16 protein-coding genes are annotated in these 19887 nt (G+C 65.6%); 7 read left to right on the forward strand and 9 right to left on the reverse strand.

Annotated elements, in window-relative coordinates; all coding sequences use genetic code 11:
* Positions 1–96 precede the first annotated feature (96 nt).
* From metG to AC6A67_RS11200, 5 genes are all read left to right on the forward strand, one after another.
* Positions 97–1656, forward strand: coding sequence for a methionine--tRNA ligase (metG, locus tag AC6A67_RS11180; protein WP_498036638.1), 1560 nt, complete (start codon positions 97–99; stop codon positions 1654–1656).
* Positions 1656–2444 (forward strand): TatD family hydrolase, encoded by a 789-nt coding sequence (locus tag AC6A67_RS11185; protein WP_498036639.1) that lies wholly within the window; start codon positions 1656–1658, stop codon positions 2442–2444. Before metG ends, AC6A67_RS11185 begins: the two co-directional genes overlap by 1 nt.
* A gap of 18 nt (positions 2445–2462) precedes the next feature.
* The gene (locus tag AC6A67_RS11190; RefSeq protein WP_498036640.1) at positions 2463–3260 is read left to right on the forward strand and encodes an MBL fold metallo-hydrolase; all 798 of its coding nucleotides are present in this window, start codon (positions 2463–2465) and stop codon (positions 3258–3260) included.
* A 248-nt stretch (positions 3261–3508) separates the two neighbouring features.
* A complete protein-coding gene (locus AC6A67_RS11195; RefSeq protein ID WP_498036641.1) occupies positions 3509–4471 on the forward strand; it encodes a hypothetical protein in 963 nt (320 codons plus the stop codon).
* Positions 4472–4598: 127 nt separating this feature from the next.
* Entirely contained in the window at positions 4599–5201 is a 603-nt protein-coding gene (locus tag AC6A67_RS11200) for a hypothetical protein (protein WP_498036642.1), read from the forward strand.
* Positions 5202–5325: 124 nt separating this feature from the next.
* Here AC6A67_RS11200 and AC6A67_RS11205 read toward each other — a convergent pair whose 3' ends face one another.
* Positions 5326–7896: an autotransporter family protein gene (locus AC6A67_RS11205; RefSeq protein WP_498036643.1), complete on the reverse strand. Its 2571-nt coding sequence runs from the start codon at positions 7894–7896 to the stop codon at positions 5326–5328.
* Positions 7897–9617: 1721 nt separating this feature from the next.
* On the opposite strand from AC6A67_RS11205, the gene AC6A67_RS11210 reads away from it, so the two are divergent.
* A complete protein-coding gene (locus AC6A67_RS11210; protein WP_498036644.1) occupies positions 9618–9824 on the forward strand; it encodes a hypothetical protein in 207 nt (68 codons plus the stop codon).
* A gap of 471 nt (positions 9825–10295) precedes the next feature.
* Here AC6A67_RS11210 and AC6A67_RS11215 read toward each other — a convergent pair whose 3' ends face one another.
* The 8 genes from AC6A67_RS11215 to AC6A67_RS11250 form a co-directional block, all read right to left on the reverse strand.
* Entirely contained in the window at positions 10296–10592 is a 297-nt protein-coding gene (locus AC6A67_RS11215; RefSeq protein ID WP_498036645.1) for a hypothetical protein, read from the reverse strand.
* A 468-nt stretch (positions 10593–11060) separates the two neighbouring features.
* On the reverse strand, positions 11061–11537 hold the full coding sequence (locus AC6A67_RS11220) for a VOC family protein (RefSeq protein ID WP_498036646.1): 477 nt from the start codon (positions 11535–11537) through the stop codon (positions 11061–11063).
* A 15-nt stretch (positions 11538–11552) separates the two neighbouring features.
* On the reverse strand, positions 11553–11924 hold the full coding sequence (locus AC6A67_RS11225; RefSeq protein ID WP_498036846.1) for an SUF system Fe-S cluster assembly protein: 372 nt from the start codon (positions 11922–11924) through the stop codon (positions 11553–11555).
* A 336-nt stretch (positions 11925–12260) separates the two neighbouring features.
* Positions 12261–13502: a cysteine desulfurase gene (locus AC6A67_RS11230; RefSeq protein ID WP_498036647.1), complete on the reverse strand. Its 1242-nt coding sequence runs from the start codon at positions 13500–13502 to the stop codon at positions 12261–12263.
* Positions 13503–13609: 107 nt separating this feature from the next.
* On the reverse strand, positions 13610–14929 hold the full coding sequence (gene sufD / locus AC6A67_RS11235; RefSeq protein ID WP_498036648.1) for a Fe-S cluster assembly protein SufD: 1320 nt from the start codon (positions 14927–14929) through the stop codon (positions 13610–13612).
* Positions 14929–15678: a Fe-S cluster assembly ATPase SufC gene (sufC, locus tag AC6A67_RS11240; RefSeq protein ID WP_498036649.1), complete on the reverse strand. Its 750-nt coding sequence runs from the start codon at positions 15676–15678 to the stop codon at positions 14929–14931. The genes sufD and sufC overlap by 1 nt, the downstream gene beginning before the upstream one ends.
* Before the next feature lie 97 nt (positions 15679–15775).
* Positions 15776–17245 (reverse strand): Fe-S cluster assembly protein SufB, encoded by a 1470-nt coding sequence (gene sufB / locus AC6A67_RS11245; RefSeq protein WP_498036650.1) that lies wholly within the window; start codon positions 17243–17245, stop codon positions 15776–15778.
* Between the two features lie 223 nt (positions 17246–17468).
* Positions 17469–18656 carry a cysteine desulfurase family protein gene (locus tag AC6A67_RS11250; protein WP_498036651.1) on the reverse strand — a complete coding sequence of 396 codons (1188 nt, stop codon included), beginning with the start codon at positions 18654–18656 and terminating at the stop codon, positions 17469–17471.
* Positions 18657–19100: 444 nt separating this feature from the next.
* On the opposite strand from AC6A67_RS11250, the gene AC6A67_RS11255 reads away from it, so the two are divergent.
* Positions 19101–19817 (forward strand): alpha/beta hydrolase, encoded by a 717-nt coding sequence (locus AC6A67_RS11255; protein ID WP_498036652.1) that lies wholly within the window; start codon positions 19101–19103, stop codon positions 19815–19817.
* Positions 19818–19887 lie beyond the last annotated feature (70 nt).

The following is a 19887-nucleotide window of genomic DNA, read 5'->3' on the forward strand; positions in this document are numbered from 1 at the left end:
CGGCGCATCTGGCGCAGCGCCAGTCATGCGACGCCCATAACCCGTGAGCCCGGCGCACCGGCGGTGCGTGACGGCTCGAGCGCCGAGTGAGTTCTGATGGCTGGCCGCCCCACATTCTACATCACCACCGCGATCTCCTATCCGAATGGCGCGCCGCACATCGGCCACGCCTATGAGGCCATCGCCACCGACGCCATCGCCCGCTTCAAGCGCCTCGACGGGTTTGACGTCTATTTCCAGACCGGGACCGATGAGCACGGCCTGAAGATGGTGCAGACCGCGGCGAAGGCCGGCGTCAGCCCACGTGAGCTGGCCGACCGCAACGCCGGGCTGTTCCGTGAGATGTGCGACGCGCTCAGCGTCTCCTATGACCGCTTTATCCGCACCACCGATCCGGACCATTACGCCGCCTGCCAGGCGCTGTGGAAGCGGATGCACGATAATGGCGACATCTATCTCGACACCTATGCCGGCTGGTATTCGGTGCGCGATGAGGCGTTCTACGACGAGAGCGAGACCACGCTGAACAATGACGGCGTGCGTCTGGGCCCGCAGGGCACGCCGGTGGAGTGGACAGAAGAGCAGACCTGGTTCTTCCGCCTGTCGAAATACCAGGACCGCCTGCTGGCGCATTATGAGGCCAATGCCGATTTCGTCGGCCCGGCGACGCGCCTCAATGAGGTGACGAGCTTCGTTCGCGGCGGCCTGCAGGATTTGTCGATCTCGCGCAGCACCTTCGACTGGGGCGTGCCGGTGCCAGATAGCCCCGGCCATGTGATGTATGTGTGGATCGACGCGCTGACCAATTACATCACCGGCGCCGGCTTTCCTGATGCGTCCAGCGACCAGTGGCGCTTCTGGCCGGCGGACGCTCACGTCATCGGCAAGGATATCGTGCGCTTCCACGCCGTCTATTGGCCGGCCTTCCTGATGTCGGCGGGCGTGGCGCTGCCGAAGCGGGTGTTCGGCCATGGCTTCCTCTTCAACAAGGGGGAGAAGATGTCCAAGTCGCTGGGCAATGTGATTGCGCCGACCGATCTGGCCCAGGCCTATGGCGTTGAGCAATTGCGCTATTTCCTGCTGCGCGAAGTGTCGTTCGGCCAGGATGGCAGCTACAGCCATGAGGCCATCGTCAACCGCATCAACGCCGATCTGGCCAATGATCTCGGCAATCTCGCCCAGCGCTCGCTGTCGATGATCGCCAAGAACTGCCACGGCAAGATTCCGCAGCCCAACGGCCTCACCCTTGAGGATGAGGCGATGCTCAACCAGGCCGACGCGCTGCTGGGCAAGGCGCGCGTGGCCATGGAACAGTTCGCGCTGCATGGCTATCTCGCCGACGTCTGGGCGGTGGTGGCCGAGGCCAACCGCTATTTCGCGGCCCAGGAGCCGTGGAAGCTGCGCAAGACCGAGCCTGATCGCATGGCGACGGTGCTGTATGTCACCGCCGAGGTGATCCGCAATGTCGCCATCCTCGCCCAGCCGGTGCTGCCGCAGGCGGCGGGCAAGCTGCTCGATCTGCTCGCGGTCACTGAGGACCAGCGCAGCTTCGCCTGCCTCGGCCAGCCGGGCCGGCTGATCGAGCATGTCCATCTGCCTGCGCCGGAGCCGGTGTTCCCGCGCTATGTCGAACCGGAAACAGAAGCCCCTGCGTGATGCTCGTCGACAGTCATTGCCATCTCGACTATTTCGCCAATGAGTTTGACGAGGTGCTGGCGCGGGCGGAGGCGCTGGGCGTCACCCGCATGGTGACCATCGCCACCAATGTGCGCAAGGCGGCGGTCTATCGCGAACTGGCCGAGCGCGATCTGCGCGTCTGGTTCACCATCGGCACCCATCCGCTGCACGCCGGTGAGGAGCCAGATGTCAGCGTCGATGAGATCGTCGCCATCGCCAGCCACCCGCGATGCGTCGGCATTGGCGAGGCGGGGCTCGATTATTTCTATGACAAGGACCCGCCTGAGGTGCAGCAGGCGGTGTTCCGCACCAATATCGCTGCTGCGCGCATCACCGGCCTGCCGCTGGTGATCCATGCGCGCAAGGCGGATGACGACATGATCGCCATCCTGCGCGAGGAGATGGACAAGGGCGCCTTCAAGGCGCTGTTGCACTGTTTCTCGTCGGGCCCGGAGCTGGCGCGCGTCGGCGTGGAGCTGGGGCTTTATGTGTCGTTCTCGGGCATCCTGACCTTCCCCAAATCCCAGGATATTCGCGACATCGCCGCCGCAGTGCCGCTGGAGCGGCTGCTGGTGGAGACCGACTCGCCCTATCTTGCGCCCGTGCCGCTGCGCGGCAAGCGCTGCGAGCCGGGCTACACCGCTTACACCAACAAGGTGCTGGCGGAAGTGCGCGGCCTGAGCGCTCAAGAGATGGCCCGGCAGACGACGGAGAATTTCTTCCGTCTGTTCGACAAGGCCGCCGCCCTGGAACAGGCCGGACAATAACAACAAGGGAGGGAGCGCATGAGCCTGAAAGTCACCATTCTCGGCTGCGGCTCATCCGCCGGCGTGCCGCGCGTGGGGCAGGGCTGGGGCGCTTGCGATCCCGCCAATCCAAAAAATCGCCGCCGTCGCTGCGCCATTCTGGTGGAGAAGCAGGCGGAAGCCGGCCAGACCACCGTGCTGGTCGACATGGGCCCGGACCTGCGCGAGCAGCTGATCGACGCCGACGTGCGCAAGCTCGACGGCATCCTGCTCACCCATGAGCATGCCGATCACACCCATGGCATCGACGACGTGCGGCCATTGGCGCTGAACATGCGGCGGCGGCTCGACGTCTGGATCGACGACAAAACCTTCGGTTTCCTCGATCCGCGCTTCGACTATATCTTCCGCACGCCGCACGGCAGCTCCTACCCGCCGATCCTGCGCCGCCACCCGATGCAGATCGGCGAGATGGTGCGCGTCGACGGCGATGGCGGCGAGATCGCCGCGCTGCCGTTCAATATGCTGCACGGCGACACCACGGCGCTGGGCTTCCGCTTCAATGACCTGGCCTATGCGCCGGACGTGCATCTGATGCCGGAAGACAGCGTGGCGCAGCTGTATGGTCTCGACGTGCTGATCATCGACGCCTTACGCTACACGCCGCATCCGACGCATTATTCGGTGTCCCAGGCGCTGGCGCTCATCGAACGGGTCAGGCCGAAGCGGGCGGTGCTGACCAATCTGCACACCGACCTCGACTACGCCAGGCTGGCGGCGGAACTGCCGGCCCATGTATCGCCAGCCTTCGACGGCATGGTGATCGAGACCGCCTGAGCGATCGCGTCAGCCTGGCCCAGGATGGGCGAGAGCAGGGCCTTGACCTGCCGCCGCACGGCGCTGTTCCCGCGCGAGGTTGCAGGCGCAGGTTCTGGCTGACGCAAGTTGCAGGGCGCAAAGCGCGGGCTGGCGTCGCCCGATTTTGGCGTTACCCTTCGCGGATTGATGCAGCGGCCTGCGCCACGCAGGCGACGCCGCCCCATCGCAACGACCCGGACCACCGGGCGCATGATCAGGAGGAACCCATGGCGGAAAATGCGACAGGCGCGTTCGACACGGCCATTCACGACGATGGCGAAGTGATTTCCGGGCCGCTGCGCGGGCCGAAGCAGATGCTGCACGCCCAGTCCTATGACGATCATGCCTCGATCCATGACGACGCCACGGCGCAAAAGCTGGGCTTCAAGGGCGGCACCATTGAGGGGCCGACGCATTTCAGCCAGTTCGCGCCGCTCGGCGCGCATCTGTGGGGCAGGGCGTGGTTCGAGACTGGCTGCCTGTCGGCGCATTATCGCAGCCCCTGTTATGAGGGCGATGAGGCCCGCGCTTTCATGCGCAAGCCGCAGCCTGGCGAGACCCAGGTCGAAATGTGGATGCAGCGGGCCGATGGCGAGGAAGTGCTGCGCGGCACGGCGTCGATCGGAGCAAGCGGTGGCCCAACGGCGCTGGAGCAGCGTCTCGCCAGCCTCAAGGTGCCGGATGTGCTGGTGATCCTCGCCGATGTCCACATGGGCAAATTCGGCGGCCGTATTCCGGTGCGCATGGACATGCAGCAGCACATGGGGGCGCTGTATCCGTTCAGCCTCGCCGACAAGCTCAAGGTGATCACCGAGCCGTCGCCCTGGTATTCAGGCGCTGACAACCCCTGGGGGCGTCCGATCATTCCGGTGGAGATGATCAGCGTGCTGCTCGGCTCGCCCGAAGAAGGCCGACTGCCGGCGCGCGGTCCGGCCATCGGCCTGTTCGCCGATCAGGAGATCCGCCTGATCAACGGCCCCCTTTTCGTCGGCGAGCCCTATGAGCTGGAGCGTGAAGTCGTCGGTCTCAGCGGCAGCCGCCGCACCGAAAGCGCGTGGATCATCACGCGGGTGTATCGGGCAGGCACGGATGATCTGGTCGCCAGCATGCTGCTGAACAGCGCCACGCTGAAGGATTCCTACGCGCCTTACGAGGCCGAGTTGCAGCAGATTTTGGCGGCGCGCGGCTGAAGTGTCGCATGTTTCGGGTTATGCTAGGGGCATGCGCCATCGCAAGACATGGCGGTTTCCACGCAGCTGGCCGCTTCCATCCCGGCGGTGCGCCCGCAAATTTCCATAGCGCAAATAGGACTAACCCATGTCTCGTACCTGGCTGGCGCCATCGCTATCGGCGACCGTGTTAGGCGTCGTTCTGGCCATGTCAGCCGCATCGGCGGTGGCGGCGTCGCAGAGCGCGGCGCAGCCCTATGCCGAAGCCACGCAGCGCCAGATCAAGGCCCTGTCGGCGGAGCAGATTGCAGGGCTGCGCGCCGGTCGCGGCATGGGCTACGCCATGCCAGCAGAGCTCAACGGCTATCCAGGCCCCATGCATGTCTTGGAGCACGCCGATGCGCTGAAGCTGACAGCGGAGCAGTTGCAGCGCACTCAGACGCTGTTCGCGCAGATGAAGGCGGAGGCGATCCCGCTGGGTGAGCGGCTGGTGCGCGAGGAGGCGGCGCTGGACGCCCTGTTCTCCGGGCGCACGGCCAACCGGGACGCCGTTGCCGCCGCCACCTCAGCCATCGCCGCCACATCGGGCCGGTTGCGCGCCGTTCATCTCAACTATCATCTGGATATGATGCAGGTGCTGACGCCGGAGCAGGTCGCCGCCTATGGCCGGCTGCGCGGCTATGGCGGCGCAGGCGGCGAGGGGGGGCCGATGCGTCATCACCATGGCCATGGGCACGGTCGCCAGCACTGAGCGGCGCCCCCGTGCGACACGTATTTCCGCCCGCCCTGCAACAGCAGGGCGAGCGAGCCATTTCCGGTCGCGGTCGCCCGCCGATCAGGCGCGGACGCCTGATCCCAGCCTCTGCGATCGCCGCTTACCAGACGACACGGAGGCCAGCGCGGCCGCCCCAGCCGCTTCCCTGGCCATCAGCCAGCGCCATATTGTAGTCGCCCGAGACGAAGGCGCTGACATTGTCGATGAGGCGTCCCGACAGGCCGACCTGAATCTGGCCAACCGTGCCGCCGAGGCGGGTCGACAGGGTCGTCGGATTGAGGCCGTAGAGGTTGCTGAACGTGGTCTTCGTCTGAGCGCCGAAGTCATGCCAGACGTTGATCTGCGCCCAGCTCTCCAGCGCCGCGCCCGAGGCCAGCGTCCAGTGGTGGGCTAGCCGCAGACCCAGCCGGCCATGGGCCTCGCTGGTGTTGTCATAGGCTACGCGGCCGAAGGCGTCGTAGCCGCCGTCGAGCGATACGGTCTCGTAGACCAGCTGCGCCTGGGGCGTCAGGGTCCAGGCCTGCGCCAGCCGCAGCGCGACGCCGGTCTCCAGCGAGGCAATCAGGCCCCAGCCGCTGGACGACATGCCCTGTCCGAGCAGCGAGCGCGCTTCGCTCTGATAGTTCGTGCCCTGCAGCACCGCGTCGACATACCAGCCGTTGGTGGCCTTGTGGGTGAAATAGGCGCCGAGGCTGTAACCATTGAGATCAACCCGGCCAGCGCGACCGCCATAGACGGCGTCGATCTTGCCCTCAATGCGACCAGCGCCGACGTAAAGGCCGAAGACGTTCTCTGAGCCGCTCGCCATCATGCTGCGATACAGGTCGAGACCCGCCTGCACCCCGCCCATGTTGTAATCAAAAGACGGGCCGTTGTTACGGAAACGGTTGGCCTGGGCGAACAGCCCCCCGCCATTGTCGCCGACTGAGCCTGTGGCGCCGAACACCCGCGCCCAGGCGGCCATCATCCGCTGCGGCTGCGCCATGGCGGCTGGCGTGGGGCAGGGGATCGGCTTGCCGCGCTCCATGCACCAGGTCTGGGTCGGGGCGTTGGCGGCAAGGCCCGGCAATGGCGCATAGGTGCGGTCGTTCCAGCTGCCGAGCATGGCGAGGCCAAAGCGGCTGGCCAGCGCCGGCGCCGCCATATAGACCGCCGTTTCCGCACGGTAATCTGGCACAGACGGGCCGATCGGGGCGTCTGGCTCGGCCGGTCGCTCGCTGCGCAGGAACCAGTCGCCATCGGCAGCGCCTGCCGCGACGCCATTCTGGTACAGGCGATACTCATAGGCGCCAGCGGCGACGCGCTCGGCAAGTGTGAACACGCCAGTCGACGACCCCGAAACCGACACCACGCGGATGCCGTCGCCATTGGTGAGCGCGCCGAGGCCGCCGCTGTTGAGGATACTCAGGCGCGACTGGCCGGTGCTGTCGCCGAGGATCACCAGCTGGTCAGTGACCGAATTCTCATCGCCAAGCACCGTGTCGAGTTCGACAAGGCCGCCGGCGCCGACATAATTGCCTGAGACCGTGAGCACCGCGCCAGGCGCGCCGGTGCTGCGCACCACGCCGGCGTTCTCCAGCCCGCCAATAGTCTGGGCGCCGGCGCCCGTGTCGAGCACGCCGGTGGCGGAGACCCGGTGCAGCGAATTGTAGCTGAGCGCCCCGGCTGCCGCCGCCAGCAGCGTGCCGTCGATCTGCGTCGCGCCGCTGTAGCTGCTGGGCATGTCGATGCTCAGCGCCGCGCCGCCCAGCACCGCCAGCGTGCCGGAGCCGCTAACGCCGCCATGCAGCTGTGTCTGGCCGGCAGAGACGGTGATGGCGCCGTCATTGACGACATCAGCGCTGACGCTGTTGAGGCCGGAGAAGTCAAACGCCCCGCTGGCGGTGTTGGTAATGGCCCACGAGCCGGTCACCGTGGCGTCGCTGATGAACATCGCGCCGGAATTGCTCAGCGTCGCCCCTGCCGCGGTCACGCTGCCGCTGACATAAAATGCGCCAGCATTGGCGATGCCGGCATTGGTGAGATTGGTGCCGCGCGCATCAAGGCAGCCAAGCGCCGCAGAGCAGTCGCCGACGATGGTGGTCGTGCCAGCGCCAAGGTTGAGCGTCGCATTGGTCGCGTCATTGCCATAGAAGGCGACCTCCGACAGCCCCGCCGTATTGATGGTGATGTCAGCCGCCGAATTGTGCAGAAACACGGCGCGGCTGACGACGGTTTCGCCATCTGCGCCATTATTGATGGTTCCGCCGTCGATGGTGTTGCCGTGCGCCAGAAGCTGCCCGCCATTCACATTGGTGATGGCGCCGTTCAGGGCGCTGTTGAAATTGAGGGTCATTGAGGCGGCGTTATTCGTAATCACCACCCCGTCCACATTGTTGCTCTCGACGTAGAAGTTGCCGCCGTCTGAATTGTTGAGCGTGGCGCCGGCGGCGTAGTTTTTGTAGAGCACGAAGTAGGACTTGGCGCCCTCATTGGTGAGCGTCGCATCGGCGGCGCTGTTGCCTTCAAGCACAAAGAGCTGAGGCTCAGCCGCCGGATCCGATGAATCCGTGGCGTTGGTGGCGGAGTAGCCTGTCGCCGACTGGCGGATTTCGCCGATAGCGCTGTAGGGGGCGGCGTTGAGGAAATCGAGCGGGCCGCCCGCTGTAATGACGCCAGGGGTCTGCTGCAAATAGGGGTTGGCGCTTTGCCCCCAACCCGTAAAGGCGTAACTCGAGCCAGTGTCCGACGTGGTTGGGGTGGGATTGCCATAGCCATCGACGGCCTAGGCTAAACAAGCGCCAGAATATAGCAATGAGGCTGCGGAAACGGTTAGCCACAGATGCGCCTTGCGTTGGCGCAAAGCGGGGCTGTTCGCCCCGCCGTTGCCGGCGTGCGTCGTCATGGTCAGTACTCCTCAGTGGGCACGGGCCGCATTTCCATTGACCCGCAACGCGGCCGGAACACCGGCTTGATGCGGGCAGGGGGCTATGGACGTTGCGGCGCTGCGGGGATGCCCCGCGTCCGGCAGAGCCGGCGCGCGGTGTGTCTCAGGTGTTGTGGGCTGCGAGGCCGCCCTGACCAGGCCATGCGGCGCAGTCGGGGCGTTTTGCGGTCGTCTGGGCGCCGCGCAATCCGTTCCATCGTTGCGCGGTCACGGCCAGCATGCCTTGGGGGCATGCCCTAATCTGGCTGTAGAGCGCGGACGCTGAACGGCTGCCGCGCGTGGGTGATCCGGGTGGGCGCGCCAATTGGGCCGGGTAAAGGGTAGAAGACTGCGCGCCGCCCAAGTGGGGCGGCGCGGCGGCTGGTCCGCGCTGATTTGGGGGGGGGGCAGCGACGGGCCAGCTGCGGGCGCGCATCGACCAGAGACGCAGGGCCTCTGGCGCTCGCACGCCGTAGGGTGTGGGGGTAGCCTCGTGAGCGCCGTGTCACGTCCTGACGCGCCCTGACGCGGGCGCGCAACGTCCAGGTCGTGCCGTTGAGGCAATGCGTAGGCATTCCCGCGCAATGCCAAGGCACAGTTAGGGTTGACCGAGCGACAAATATAGAAGCGCCACGCATATTTCGCCCCCCAAGTCGTGATGACACAGGTTTGTCCTGCGTTTGTTGTCAAAGACAGGCTAAGCAGTTGCGACCGCAACCCTTCCATAACAAATGCGTGATGAAATAATACATGACAAAGAGGTAGATATCAGACTGTGGCCGTGTGACAGAGGAAATGAATGTGGAATCATGCCCTTAAGGCACGCGCCGTCATGTCTTGTAGGGTCGGTGATCTGCCAAAAGGCGTAGAGGGCGCACGCAGCAATACGCCTTTCGGGACGTTGCAACAGGTAACGCCGTCCGTTTTTTCGGGTGCGTCGCCGGGAATCAACTAGCGCCGCGTCCGTCTTTTCTGTCAGCCAAGGCAGGAGAACCACCCAATACTGACTTAACGGCAATTCAGGTGTAACGTAACGTCATCCTCGATGCCATGTGGCGCAACGCCCCGCGGACGCGCGACGTCGGGCCGAAAGCGCCATGGGCGTGGTCACGTGCGTCCAGACCTTCGCCTGCTGGCCGTGTCGGCGGACGCTGCATCGCCGCGCTTCTGCGAAGCCGCGATGGCCGGCGACGTGGGCAGAGACGCGGCCGTGGGCACGTCGGTGATCCACGCCGGCAATCCATGTGTCGCGCACGCCGTCGGATCGCGCTTGTGCGGTGCGTCTGAACGCACTGCGGCATCGCTCCGCGGGGCTGGGCAATCAGACTGCCGGCGCGGTCAGACGGCGCCAGAACGTTCGGCGCCATCCGGTTCATCCCGCCGCCGCGTCGCCAGCCGATGCGCCCGGCCAGTTGCGGTCGCTATCGGCCGCTGCTGGCGCCAGTGCGTGGGGGCGCTGGCGGCAGGCGCGCCGTGCCGCCCGATAAGTGGCGCGCGATCTGGGACCGAGCCGTTCCGGCGGCAGATCACAGGCAGGCAGCCCAGACCCAAAACGTCCGCCGCGCGCCAGCATCGCGTCCGACGCGTTTCAGGCCTTGCGGCGCATCAACACAAGGCACAAGGCGCTCGAGGGCCTGAAAAGCCGCAAAATCGGCCTGGACCTGAAACGGCTCATAACCAGCGCCGAATTTTGATTACATAATATATCTTCTGCGAATTATATATCAGCTCAGGGCCGGCGCTCCCCCGTGTTCCGCCAGCGCACCGATTGGGAATGAAACGCCAGACGCCTTGCTGGTTAACGGTTTCGCCCACGGGTTGGTTTGGGCATCCTGGCTTTCGCGCCATGCTCGCTTCCTGCTGGCCACCTGGTCATTTGCCGGTGTGCTGCGATGCAAGGCGTTTGCTTCGCGCATCGCGGCGTGGCGCAGACGGCTGGTTTGGCAGGTCAATCGGCGGTCGCGCTGCGCTGTGGCCGTGACGGCGCAGGTCCGCTGGCGGTGGACGTGCGCTGTGGCGCACGGCTTCGGTCCGTGCCGTTTGCGGCGCTGCGCCCGTGACTCGCGCTCTGCGCCAGCTGGCGCCCATCTGCCTGTTGCTACAGGCAGAAAAAAACCGGCCTGAAGCGTCAGGCCGGTCTGTTCTGTGCCGAAAACTGGATGAAGTCAGGCGCGCGAGCCGCTGAAACCCCAGCTGCCGATAAAGCCTGCCGATACCTTGCCATCGATATTGTCGCCATTCACGGCGCCCTTGAACTCAAGGGTCAGCGGCATCGGGCTGGTGATTTTCACCTTCCACGACACGTCATTGCCCGAGGTCTTGCCGTCGAACAGTTCGGTCGACTGGCCTTCGGCCTGTTGGGTGCCGGTCAATGCGCCGCCGTTGCTGGCGAGGGTCACAGTCGAGGTACGCTCGCCCATCGGGGTCTGCATGGTCAGGTTCCAGGCGCCGTCAATTGCCATCACAAACTCCATCCTCGGTGTCGCAGCGCGTCAGCCCCTTGGATGGCCGCGCCGTCGATGCGTTTCGCGATTGGTGGGACGTTGTAACGGCCCCCCATTATTGGCGGACGGCCCGCAAAGGCTGGTCCGGCGACGCAGCATGCAAAGTCCTGACGGTTGACGCAACTCGTCAGATGGTAGGGTAACCATAGGTTGCGCACAGGGTTTTGCCGGCAGACGTCATGAACTGCGGCTGCGCTACGCCCAGGCGGCGTTGCAGCGCCTTATGACGCTCAGGCTGGCCCCGCCGCGTCACAACAGTCGCTCCCTGTCGGCGCTTGCACGACCCGCATCATCGGCGCGTTAACCATAGTGCCCCTGCCCCACACACGCTGGCTGGCGGGCGCGCCGGATTCAGGCAAACGCATGCAGGCAAGAGCATATACCTGCGGCCCCTGGCTCGCCGGCAAAGTTGAGCGCGCGGCAAGTTCAGCCGCCGGGGATGGGCCACAGGCCTGGCGTCGCCAGCTCGAGCAGATGCCCGTCGGGGTCGCGGAAATAGATGCTGCGGCCACCTTTGGGCCAATCGGTGCGGCCTTCAACGGCGACGCCATGCGCCGCCAGCCGCGCCTCCCACGCCGCCAGATCGGCGGCGGCGATGGCGAAGGCGATGTGCTGGCTGATGCTGCCCGCCACTGGCGTGGCGAAGGCCGGGCCATCGGCGCGGAAACCATGCGGCGGAATGGTCCCGCCGGGCAGATGGACTGTCTCGCTGGTGGCGCCGCGCTCGAACAGCAAAAGCACATTGCGCGCACCAGCCGCATAGGCGTGGAAGCGCCCGTCGGCGGTCAGGGCGCGCATGCCCATCACCTGCTGATAAAACGTCCCGGCGCGCTGCAGATCATCGACATAGAGCGCGGTTTCCAGCACCTGCCCGAGTTTCGGCGCAGCGTCAGCGTCTGTCATGCAAAGCCTCCCGGCTCACCACATGTCGAGCGCGACCCTCGCCTGCTCGGACATGCGGCTCTGATCCCACGGCGGATCAAACACCATCCGGACATCAACGCCGGAGACCCCGGCGACGGTTCCCACAGCGTTCTCGACCCAGCACGGCATTTCGCCGGCCACCGGGCAACCCGGCGCGGTCAGGGTCATGTCTATGTCGACGTGGCGGGCGTCGCTGATCTCAACCCGGTAGATCAGGCCAAGCTCGTAGACGTCGACAGGAATTTCCGGATCGAACACCGTCTTGAGCGCATTGATAATGTCGTCGGTCAGGCGATCGACCTCTTCCGGCGGCAGCGCGGCGGACGGCGACAGATCGGGCATGTTCGGCTCCAGGCCGTCTGTCATGGTGTTCTGGGTCACGACGTCAGCTCCCTGACGGGCTTGCGGCGAGCCGCCGCCCCGTCATCCTGAAAAGTTCCCGGCCAGAAGATCAGGCCAGTTGGTCACGCAAGTCTCGCTCTGGCCAAAGGCCAGCCCGGCATGGGCGACGCTCACCGTGGCGTAAACCCGATCCGGGTCGCAGAAATACACCCTGCGCCTTGTGATGTCACTTGCGAATGGTTGGCGACTGCCGCCTGGCCGTTTCACCACGCGACAGCGTTGTCTGATGCATGATGCGCCACGACACGCCTTACACGCGCGCAGCGCATAACAACGAGGCCCTGGGCGAAACCCTCAGCCTCAGCTGAACATCCGCTCCGCCTTGCGCAAGGCGTCGACCAGCGCGTCAACCTCATCAAAGGTGTTGTACAGCGCAAACGAGGCGCGGCAGGTCGAGGTGCAGCCATAGCGGCTGAGCAATGGCATGGCGCAATGGGTGCCGGCGCGGACGGCGACGCCAGAACGGTCAATGATGGTGGCCACGTCATGGGCATGGGCCCCGGCCATCTCAAATGACAGGATGGCGCCCTTGCCGGGGGCCTTGCCGATGATGCGGATGGAATTCATCTCGCCCAGCCGGCGGTGGGCGTATTCGCTCAGCGCCATCTCATGGGCGTGGATATTGTCGCGACCCAGCGCCTCCATATAGCGCAGCGCCGCCCCAAGGCCGATGGCCTCGACGATCGGCGGCGTGCCCGCCTCGAAACGGTGCGGCGGCTCGTTATAGGTGACGCTATCCATGGTCACCGTTTCGATCATTTCGCCGCCGCCATTATAGGGCGGCATCTTCGCCAGCAGCGCCCTCTTGCCATAGAGCACGCCGATGCCGGTGGGCCCATAAACCTTGTGGCCGGTGAAGACGTAGAAATCTGCGTCGAGATCCTGCACGTCGACGCGCTGGTGCACCGCGCCCTGGCTGCCGTCGACCAGCACCGGAATGCCGCGGGCATGGGCGATGCGGATCATCTCCTTCACCGGCGCCACCGTGCCGAGCACATTGGACATGTGAGTGATGGCGACGATCTTCGTGCGATCGGTCAGCAGCTTCTCATAGGCCTCGACGTCGAGCACGCCGTCGTCATCGACCGGGATCCACTTCAGCACCGCGCCCTTGCGCTCGCGGTGGAAGTGCCACGGCACGATGTTGGAGTGATGCTCCATGATCGACAGCACGATCTCGTCGCCCTCACCGATCGCCATGCGGCCATAGCTGTCAGCGACCAGGTTGATCGCCTCGGTGGCCGAGCGGGTGAAGATGATTTCGTCGGTTGAGGCGGCGTTGAGAAACGCCCGCACCGCCTCGCGGCCGCCTTCGAAGCCTTCCGTCGCGGCGTTGGCCATATAATGCAGGCCGCGATGCACGTTGGAATAGCCGGTTTCCATGGCCTGGGTCATGGCGTCGATGACGGCGCGCGGCTTCTGGGCCGAGGCGGCGTTGTCGAGATAGACCAGCGGCTTGCCATAGACCGTCTGCGACAGGATCGGGAAATCTTCGCGCACCCGCGCGACGTCATAGGGAGCTGTGGCGGCGGCTGCGGTCATGGCGGCATTCGCGGGCCCTGCCCGCCCTTCCTGTTTGTAACGGACGCGGTCTGGCGGGCGCGGGGCTCGCCAGACCGATGTTCAGAGAAGTCTGTGGTCGCCGCCGCTCAGGCGCGCGACGCCAGCCAGTTCTGCACCATGGTCGTCAGATTATCGCGCACATCTTCACGGGCGACGAACTCCAGCGGCTCGCCAAGGAACGCCTCAACCATCAGCGCCTCGGCCTCCTTACGCGGCAGGCCACGGGCCATCAGATAGAACAGCAGTTCGTCGTCGAGCTGACCGCAGGTGGCGCCGTGGGCGCACTGCACGTCGTCGGCGAAGATCTCCAGCTCCGGCTTGTTGTTCATCGTCGCGTCTTCCGACAGCAGCAATGCTGCGGACATCATGCGTCCGTCGGTCTTCTGCGCGTGCTGACGCACGATGATCTTGCCCTGGAACACGGCGGTCGACTGGCCGTCCAGCGCCGTCTTGAACAGCTCGCGACTGTTGCAGTTCGGCACGGCGTGGTCGAGGGTCAGGGTGGTGTCAGCGAACTGCTTGCCACTCAACATGGTGGCGCCGCCGAGCACGATCTCCGAACCCTCGCCGGCGCAGCCGAGGAAGATCTGGTGACGCGACAGCGCCGAGCCAGTGGCGATGCCGAACGAGGTGAAATTCACCGCATCGCCAAGCTTCACCGCAAGCGTCGAGATCGCCTGGGCGGCGTCACCCTCGGCGTTGACGCGGGCGTGGTTGACGCGCGAGCCATCGCCGACCAGCATCTCGACCACGCTGTTAACCTGATAGGCCACGCCGTCGCCGCCAGCATGGGTCTCGAGCAGATCGAGGCTGGCGCCGTCGTCGACCACCACCAGCACGCGCGGGCTGGCCGAGAACGCAGCGTCAGCGGCGTTGGCGAAGCGCAGCTGCAGCGCAGCCTCGCCGGCGGCCTTGGCGACGTGGATCACCACGCCTTCGGCCATGAACGCCGTGTTCAGCGCCAACATCGGATTGCCCTGGGCAATCGCCAGCTCGCCGATGCGGGCGGTGAGCGCATCGCCTGCGGCCAGCGCCTCAGCCAGCGACACGACGCGCACGCCGTCCACCGCCGGCAGCGGGCCGGTGAGGTAGCCATTGACGAAATCCACCGACGGGATCGCCACCGGCACAGCGAACGCCGCATTGGCGGCGAGCACGCTGGCGCTGAGCGCAGCGTCCGGACGGCTCGCAGGCTCCGGCGCGTCGCGCAGCAAAGCGCGCAGGTCGGTGTAGTGATATTCCTCGATGCGGCGGGTCGGCAGACCCGTGGTCTCGAAGGAGGCGAAAGCGTCTGCGCGACGACGGCTGATCTCGCCGTCGCCAGGCAGAGCGGAAGCGGCCGAACGGAAACGCTCAATGAGCGCCGTCTCGGCGGCGGTCCGCAGCTTGGTCACGTCAGCGCTCATTATTCAGCCGCCTGGCGGTAGTCGGCGTAGCCATTGGCTTCCAGCTCCAGCGCCAGCTCCTTGCCGCCGGTGCGGACGATGCGACCCTGCGACATCACATGGACGGTGTCCGGCACGATGTAGTTCAGCAGGCGCTGGTAGTGGGTGATGACCAGGAACGAGCGGTCGGCGCCGCGCAGGGCGTTGACGCCGTCCGAGACGATCTTCAGCGCGTCGATGTCGAGGCCGGAATCGGTCTCGTCGAGGATGCACAGCTTCGGCTCCAGCAGCGCCATCTGGAGGATCTCCATGCGCTTCTTCTCGCCGCCCGAGAAGCCGAAGTTCAGCGGTCGCTTGAGCATCTCGGTGTTGATCTCGAGGTGGCCGGCGGCCTCCTTGACGCGGCGCATCAGCTCCGGCGTCGTCAACTCGGCCTCGCCGCGCGCCTTGCGCTGGGCGTTCAGCACCGCCTTGAGGAAGGTCATGGTGGCGACGCCGGGGATCTCCAGCGGATACTGGAAGGCGAGGAACACGCCGGCGGCGGCGCGCTCGGCCGGATCCATCTCCAGGATGTTCTCGCCGTCGAGCAGGATCTCGCCGTCGACCACGGTGTAGTCGTCCTTGCCCGAGATCACATAGGACAGGGTCGACTTGCCCGAGCCGTTCGGGCCCATGATGGCGGCGACTTCGCCATTGTTGATGGTCAGGTCAAGACCGTTGAGGATGCGCTTGTCATCGATGTCGACGACCAGATTGCGGATTTCCAACATTGTGTTCGTTCCGTGTTGAGGCCCGCCGTCGCGTTACGCGCGCCGAAGCGGACCGCAGAAAATCTGGCGTCGCAGCCATTTGCGACGCCGTGCGGGCTCAGCCGACGCTGCCCTCGAGGGAGATCGAGATCAGCTTCTGCGCCTCGACCGCGAACTCCATCGGCAGGTGCTGCAGCACGTCCTTGACGAAGCCGTTGACGATCAGCGCCACCGCCTCTTCATCCGACAGGCCGCGCTGCATGCAGTAGAACATCTGGTCGTCCGAGATCTTCGAGGTGGTGGCCTCGTGCTCGAACACCGCCGATGCGTTCTTCGACTCAATGTAGGGCACGGTGTGCGCGCCGCACTGGTCGCCGATGAGCAGCGAGTCACAATTGGTGAAGTTGCGGGCGCCGGACGCCTTGCGGTGAGCCGAGACCTGGCCGCGATAGGTGTTGTCAGACTTGCCGGCGGCGATGCCCTTGGAAATGATCCGGCTCGTGGTGTTCTTGCCGAGGTGGATCATCTTGGTGCCGCTGTCGACCTGCTGGCGGCCATTCGAAATGGCGATCGAGTAGAACTCGCCATTGGAATTGTCGCCGCGCAGGATGCAGGACGGGTATTTCCAGGTGATGGCCGAGCCGGTCTCCACCTGGGTCCACGAAATCTTCGACCTATCGCCACGGCAATCGCCGCGCTTGGTGACGAAGTTGTAGATGCCGCCGTTGCCCTCAGAGTCGCCAGGGAACCAGTTCTGCACCGTCGAGTATTTGATCTCTGCGTCTTCGAGCGCGATGAGCTCCACCACTGCGGCGTGCAGCTGGTTCTCGTCGCGCTGCGGCGCCGTGCAGCCTTCCAGGTAGCTCACATAGGAGCCCTTGTCGGCGATGATCAGCGTGCGCTCGAACTGGCCGGTGTTGCGCTCATTGATGCGGAAATAGGTCGACAGCTCCATCGGGCAGCGGACGCCCTCGGGGATGTAGACGAACGACCCATCGGTGAACACGGCGGAGTTCAGCGTGGCGAAGAAATTGTCGGACACCGGCACGACCGAGCCGAGGTACTTCTTCACCAGCTCCGGGTACTCGCGGATGGCTTCCGAGATCGGGCAGAAAATGACGCCCGCCTTCTTCAGCTCTTCCTTGAAGGTGGTGGCCACCGAGACCGAGTCGAACACCGCGTCGACCGCGACCTTCGAGGTCTTGACGCCTGCCAGCAGTTCCTGCTCGCGCAACGGGATGCCAAGCTTCTCATAGGTCTTGAGAATCTCTGGATCGACGTCGTCGAGCGAATCCGGGCCGGAAAACTTTTTCGGCGCCGAATAGTAATAGGCGTCCTGGTAGTCGATCTTCGGATAGTCGACACGCGCCCAGGTCGGCTCTTCCATGGACTGCCAGCGGCGGAAGGCGTCGAGGCGCCATTGGGTCATCCATTCCGGCTCCTGCTTCTTGGCCGAAATGTAACGCACGGTCTCTTCCGTGAGGCCCATCTCGGGCTTCTCGGTTTCGAGAACGGTCTCAAACCCGTATTTGTACTGGTCTACGTCAATCGCTTTAACGCGATCGACGGTTTCCTGCACGGCGGCCATCTACTCCTCCTCTCACGGCTTCAAGGGCCGTGGATTGGCCATGACGGGCGACCTCCAGATGGAGATGGCCCACAGTCGCTGCAGCGGGGGCGCTCCAGCTTCCTGAACTGATCGCGGACATCCCCGCGATATGGGCGTCGCAAGGCGACGTCGCTGCGCGCCGGTTGGCGTCACAGCCGCGCCGGCTGGCAGACCACGCCTTGCGGCGATGCGTGCGCCGGCCTCACGCCGGCATGGCGCGACGACTGACGCCGCCGGCGGCCATGGCGTCAGCCCCGGTGCGGGCGGCGATGGCGGCGGCGAGGATGTCTACGCACCGATGTATGTCTTCCGCGGTGGAATTCCACCCCGTGCTGATGCGAATGGCCCCGCTGGCGAGCGCGGGCGCAACGCCCATGGCCTCCAGCACGTGCGAGCGTCGCACCTTCCCTGAGGAACAGGCGGACCCGGACGAGACCGCGATACCCCGAAGATCGAACTGCATCAACAGGGTCTGCGCCGAAAAGCCGTGCGCGGCGAAGGCAGTGACATTGGCGGAGCGCGGCGCGCCAGCGCCAAACACCGTCACCTCCACTGGCAGCGCCTTGAGCAATTGCTCGGCAAGGCGCTGCAAAGCGCTGCAATGGTCCGCCGTCTGCGCCAGTTCCGCCAGCGCCGCGCGCGCTGCGGCGCCAAAGCCTGCAATTCCGGCGACATTCTCGGTGCCGGCGCGGGCGCCGCGCTCCTGGCCGCCGCCACGCAACAACCGCGTCTCGAGCGTGACAAAGCCGCCGCCGAGCGCGAAGGCGCCGACGCCCTGCGGCCCGCCAATCTTGTGCGCCGAGATGAACAGGGCGTCCGCCCCCAGCGCCGCCATGTCGATGGCCAGCTTGCCAGCGGCCTGCACCGCGTCACACACCACCACGCCGCCGGCGGCGTGGGTGATGGCGGCGGCGTCCGCCACGGGCTGGATGACGCCGGTCTCGCTGTTGACATATTGCAGCGCCAGCAGCGCCGGGCCATGCGCGGCGAGGTCGGCGCGCAGCCAGTCGAGGTTAATCAACCCCTGCCCGTCCACCGGCGCGAGCCGCACGGCGTCGCCGAAGCCATGCCCCTCCAGCACGCACGGATGCTCAGTCGCCAGCACAATGAGCCGCTGCGGCCGCGCGCCATGGAAGCTCAGGCCGCCGGCCAGCAGCGTATTGGCCGCTTCGGTGCCGCCGCTGGTGAAGGTGACGTCCTGGGGGGCGGCGCCGACCAGCGCGGCGACAGCGTCACGGGCCTGCTCAATGGCGGCGCGGGCCTTGCGCCCCTCGGCGTGGATGGATGAGGCGTTGCCGACGGCGTCGAACACGGCGCACATCGCGTCCCGCGCTGCAGGACGCAGCGGCGTGGTGGCGTTGTAATCAAGATAGGCGCGCGCGTTGCTCATCCGTCATGGTGACTACAGGGAGCGGCCATCGCGCGACGCGCCACAAGGGGCGACCGTGCAATGGAATCCTTGCAATCACCCCCTCTGCCCATGTTAAACAGGCGCGTGCGCCAGGACTTGCGCAGGCCGTGTAGAGCACATGCCCTGCGTCTGGCGCTTTTGTCGTTAGGGTCCCGGCCATTATCACGGGGCGCGCCTGCGGCGCGTGCTGCTGGCCATGCCCGCTCCGCCGATGCACGCCGCAACGTCCTTGTTGGCCGTCTGCGGCGGCGCGTCTGGGGGCGCTGCCTTTCGCCGCGCCGCTGCCCGCCAGTCATGGCTGACGGCTTGTTGCGGCCACGTGTTAATGTGCGTAGAACCGTTCTAAGCCCTTTTTAGGCTGACCATCCGCAGAGTCAAGCGCAGCGCGCCAGACGCCGATGGGGCCGCATCAATAGGTACCTTATGCCTGAAGTCATCTTTCCAGGACCTGCCGGACGTATCGAAGGCCGGTATCATCCGTCGAAGCGCAAGGGCGCGCCGATCGCGGTGATCCTGCATCCGCACCCGCAGTTCGGCGGGACGATGAACAACCAGATCGCCTACAATCTGTACTACACCTATGTGAACCGCGGCTTCTCGGTCCTGCGCTTCAACTTCCGCGGCGTTGGCCGCAGCCAGGGCAATTTCGACCATGGCGTCGGCGAATTGTCAGACGCGGCGGCGGCGCTCGACTGGGTGCAGTCGATCAACCCCGAGGCCCGCACCTGCTGGATCGCCGGCATTTCCTTCGGCGCGTGGATCGGCATGCAGCTGTTGATGCGTCGCCCGGAGATCGAGGGCTTCATCTCCATCGCCGCCATGGCCAACCGCTATGACCACTCCTTCCTCGCGCCCTGCCCGTCCTCGGGCCTGTTCGTGCACGGGTCGGAAGATCGCGTCGCGCCGGTCAAGGACGTGGTGCCGGTGATCGAGAAGGTGAAGACCCAGAAGGGCATCATCCTCGAACATGCGGTGATCGACGGCGCCAACCATTTCTTCGACGGCAAGGTCGATGAGCTGATCACCGTGGTCAATGAATACCTCGACCGTCGCCTCGGCACGGAAGAGGAAGCCGCCGCTCTGCCGCCGCCCGCCGCCGCTGACGCGCCGGAGCCTGAAGCAGAGGCTGACGAGGATTGATCAGACGGCGTCGTGCCTGGGCGGCGCAGGGCGCCCCCGGTGACCAGAGGCGACTGATCACGCATGGCGC

Source organism: Camelimonas sp. FR25 (assembly GCF_059740505.1).

What these genes read in the sequence shown, in the direction of transcription:
- metG (WP_498036638.1), top strand. Translation starts at nt 97, where the DNA reads ATGGCTGGCCGCCCCACATTCTACATCACCACCGCGATCTCCTATCCG.
- AC6A67_RS11185 (WP_498036639.1), top strand. Translation starts at nt 1,656, where the DNA reads ATGCTCGTCGACAGTCATTGCCATCTCGACTATTTCGCCAATGAGTTT.
- AC6A67_RS11190 (WP_498036640.1), top strand. Translation starts at nt 2,463, where the DNA reads ATGAGCCTGAAAGTCACCATTCTCGGCTGCGGCTCATCCGCCGGCGTG.
- AC6A67_RS11195 (WP_498036641.1), top strand. Translation starts at nt 3,509, where the DNA reads ATGGCGGAAAATGCGACAGGCGCGTTCGACACGGCCATTCACGACGAT.
- AC6A67_RS11200 (WP_498036642.1), top strand. Translation starts at nt 4,599, where the DNA reads ATGTCTCGTACCTGGCTGGCGCCATCGCTATCGGCGACCGTGTTAGGC.
- AC6A67_RS11215 (WP_498036645.1), bottom strand. Translation starts at nt 10,592, where the DNA reads ATGGCAATTGACGGCGCCTGGAACCTGACCATGCAGACCCCGATGGGC.
- AC6A67_RS11220 (WP_498036646.1), bottom strand. Translation starts at nt 11,537, where the DNA reads ATGACAGACGCTGACGCTGCGCCGAAACTCGGGCAGGTGCTGGAAACC.
- AC6A67_RS11225 (WP_498036846.1), bottom strand. Translation starts at nt 11,924, where the DNA reads ATGACAGACGGCCTGGAGCCGAACATGCCCGATCTGTCGCCGTCCGCC.
- AC6A67_RS11230 (WP_498036647.1), bottom strand. Translation starts at nt 13,502, where the DNA reads ATGACCGCAGCCGCCGCCACAGCTCCCTATGACGTCGCGCGGGTGCGC.
- sufD (WP_498036648.1), bottom strand. Translation starts at nt 14,929, where the DNA reads ATGAGCGCTGACGTGACCAAGCTGCGGACCGCCGCCGAGACGGCGCTC.
- sufC (WP_498036649.1), bottom strand. Translation starts at nt 15,678, where the DNA reads ATGTTGGAAATCCGCAATCTGGTCGTCGACATCGATGACAAGCGCATC.
- sufB (WP_498036650.1), bottom strand. Translation starts at nt 17,245, where the DNA reads ATGGCCGCCGTGCAGGAAACCGTCGATCGCGTTAAAGCGATTGACGTA.
- AC6A67_RS11250 (WP_498036651.1), bottom strand. Translation starts at nt 18,656, where the DNA reads ATGAGCAACGCGCGCGCCTATCTTGATTACAACGCCACCACGCCGCTG.
- AC6A67_RS11255 (WP_498036652.1), top strand. Translation starts at nt 19,101, where the DNA reads ATGCCTGAAGTCATCTTTCCAGGACCTGCCGGACGTATCGAAGGCCGG.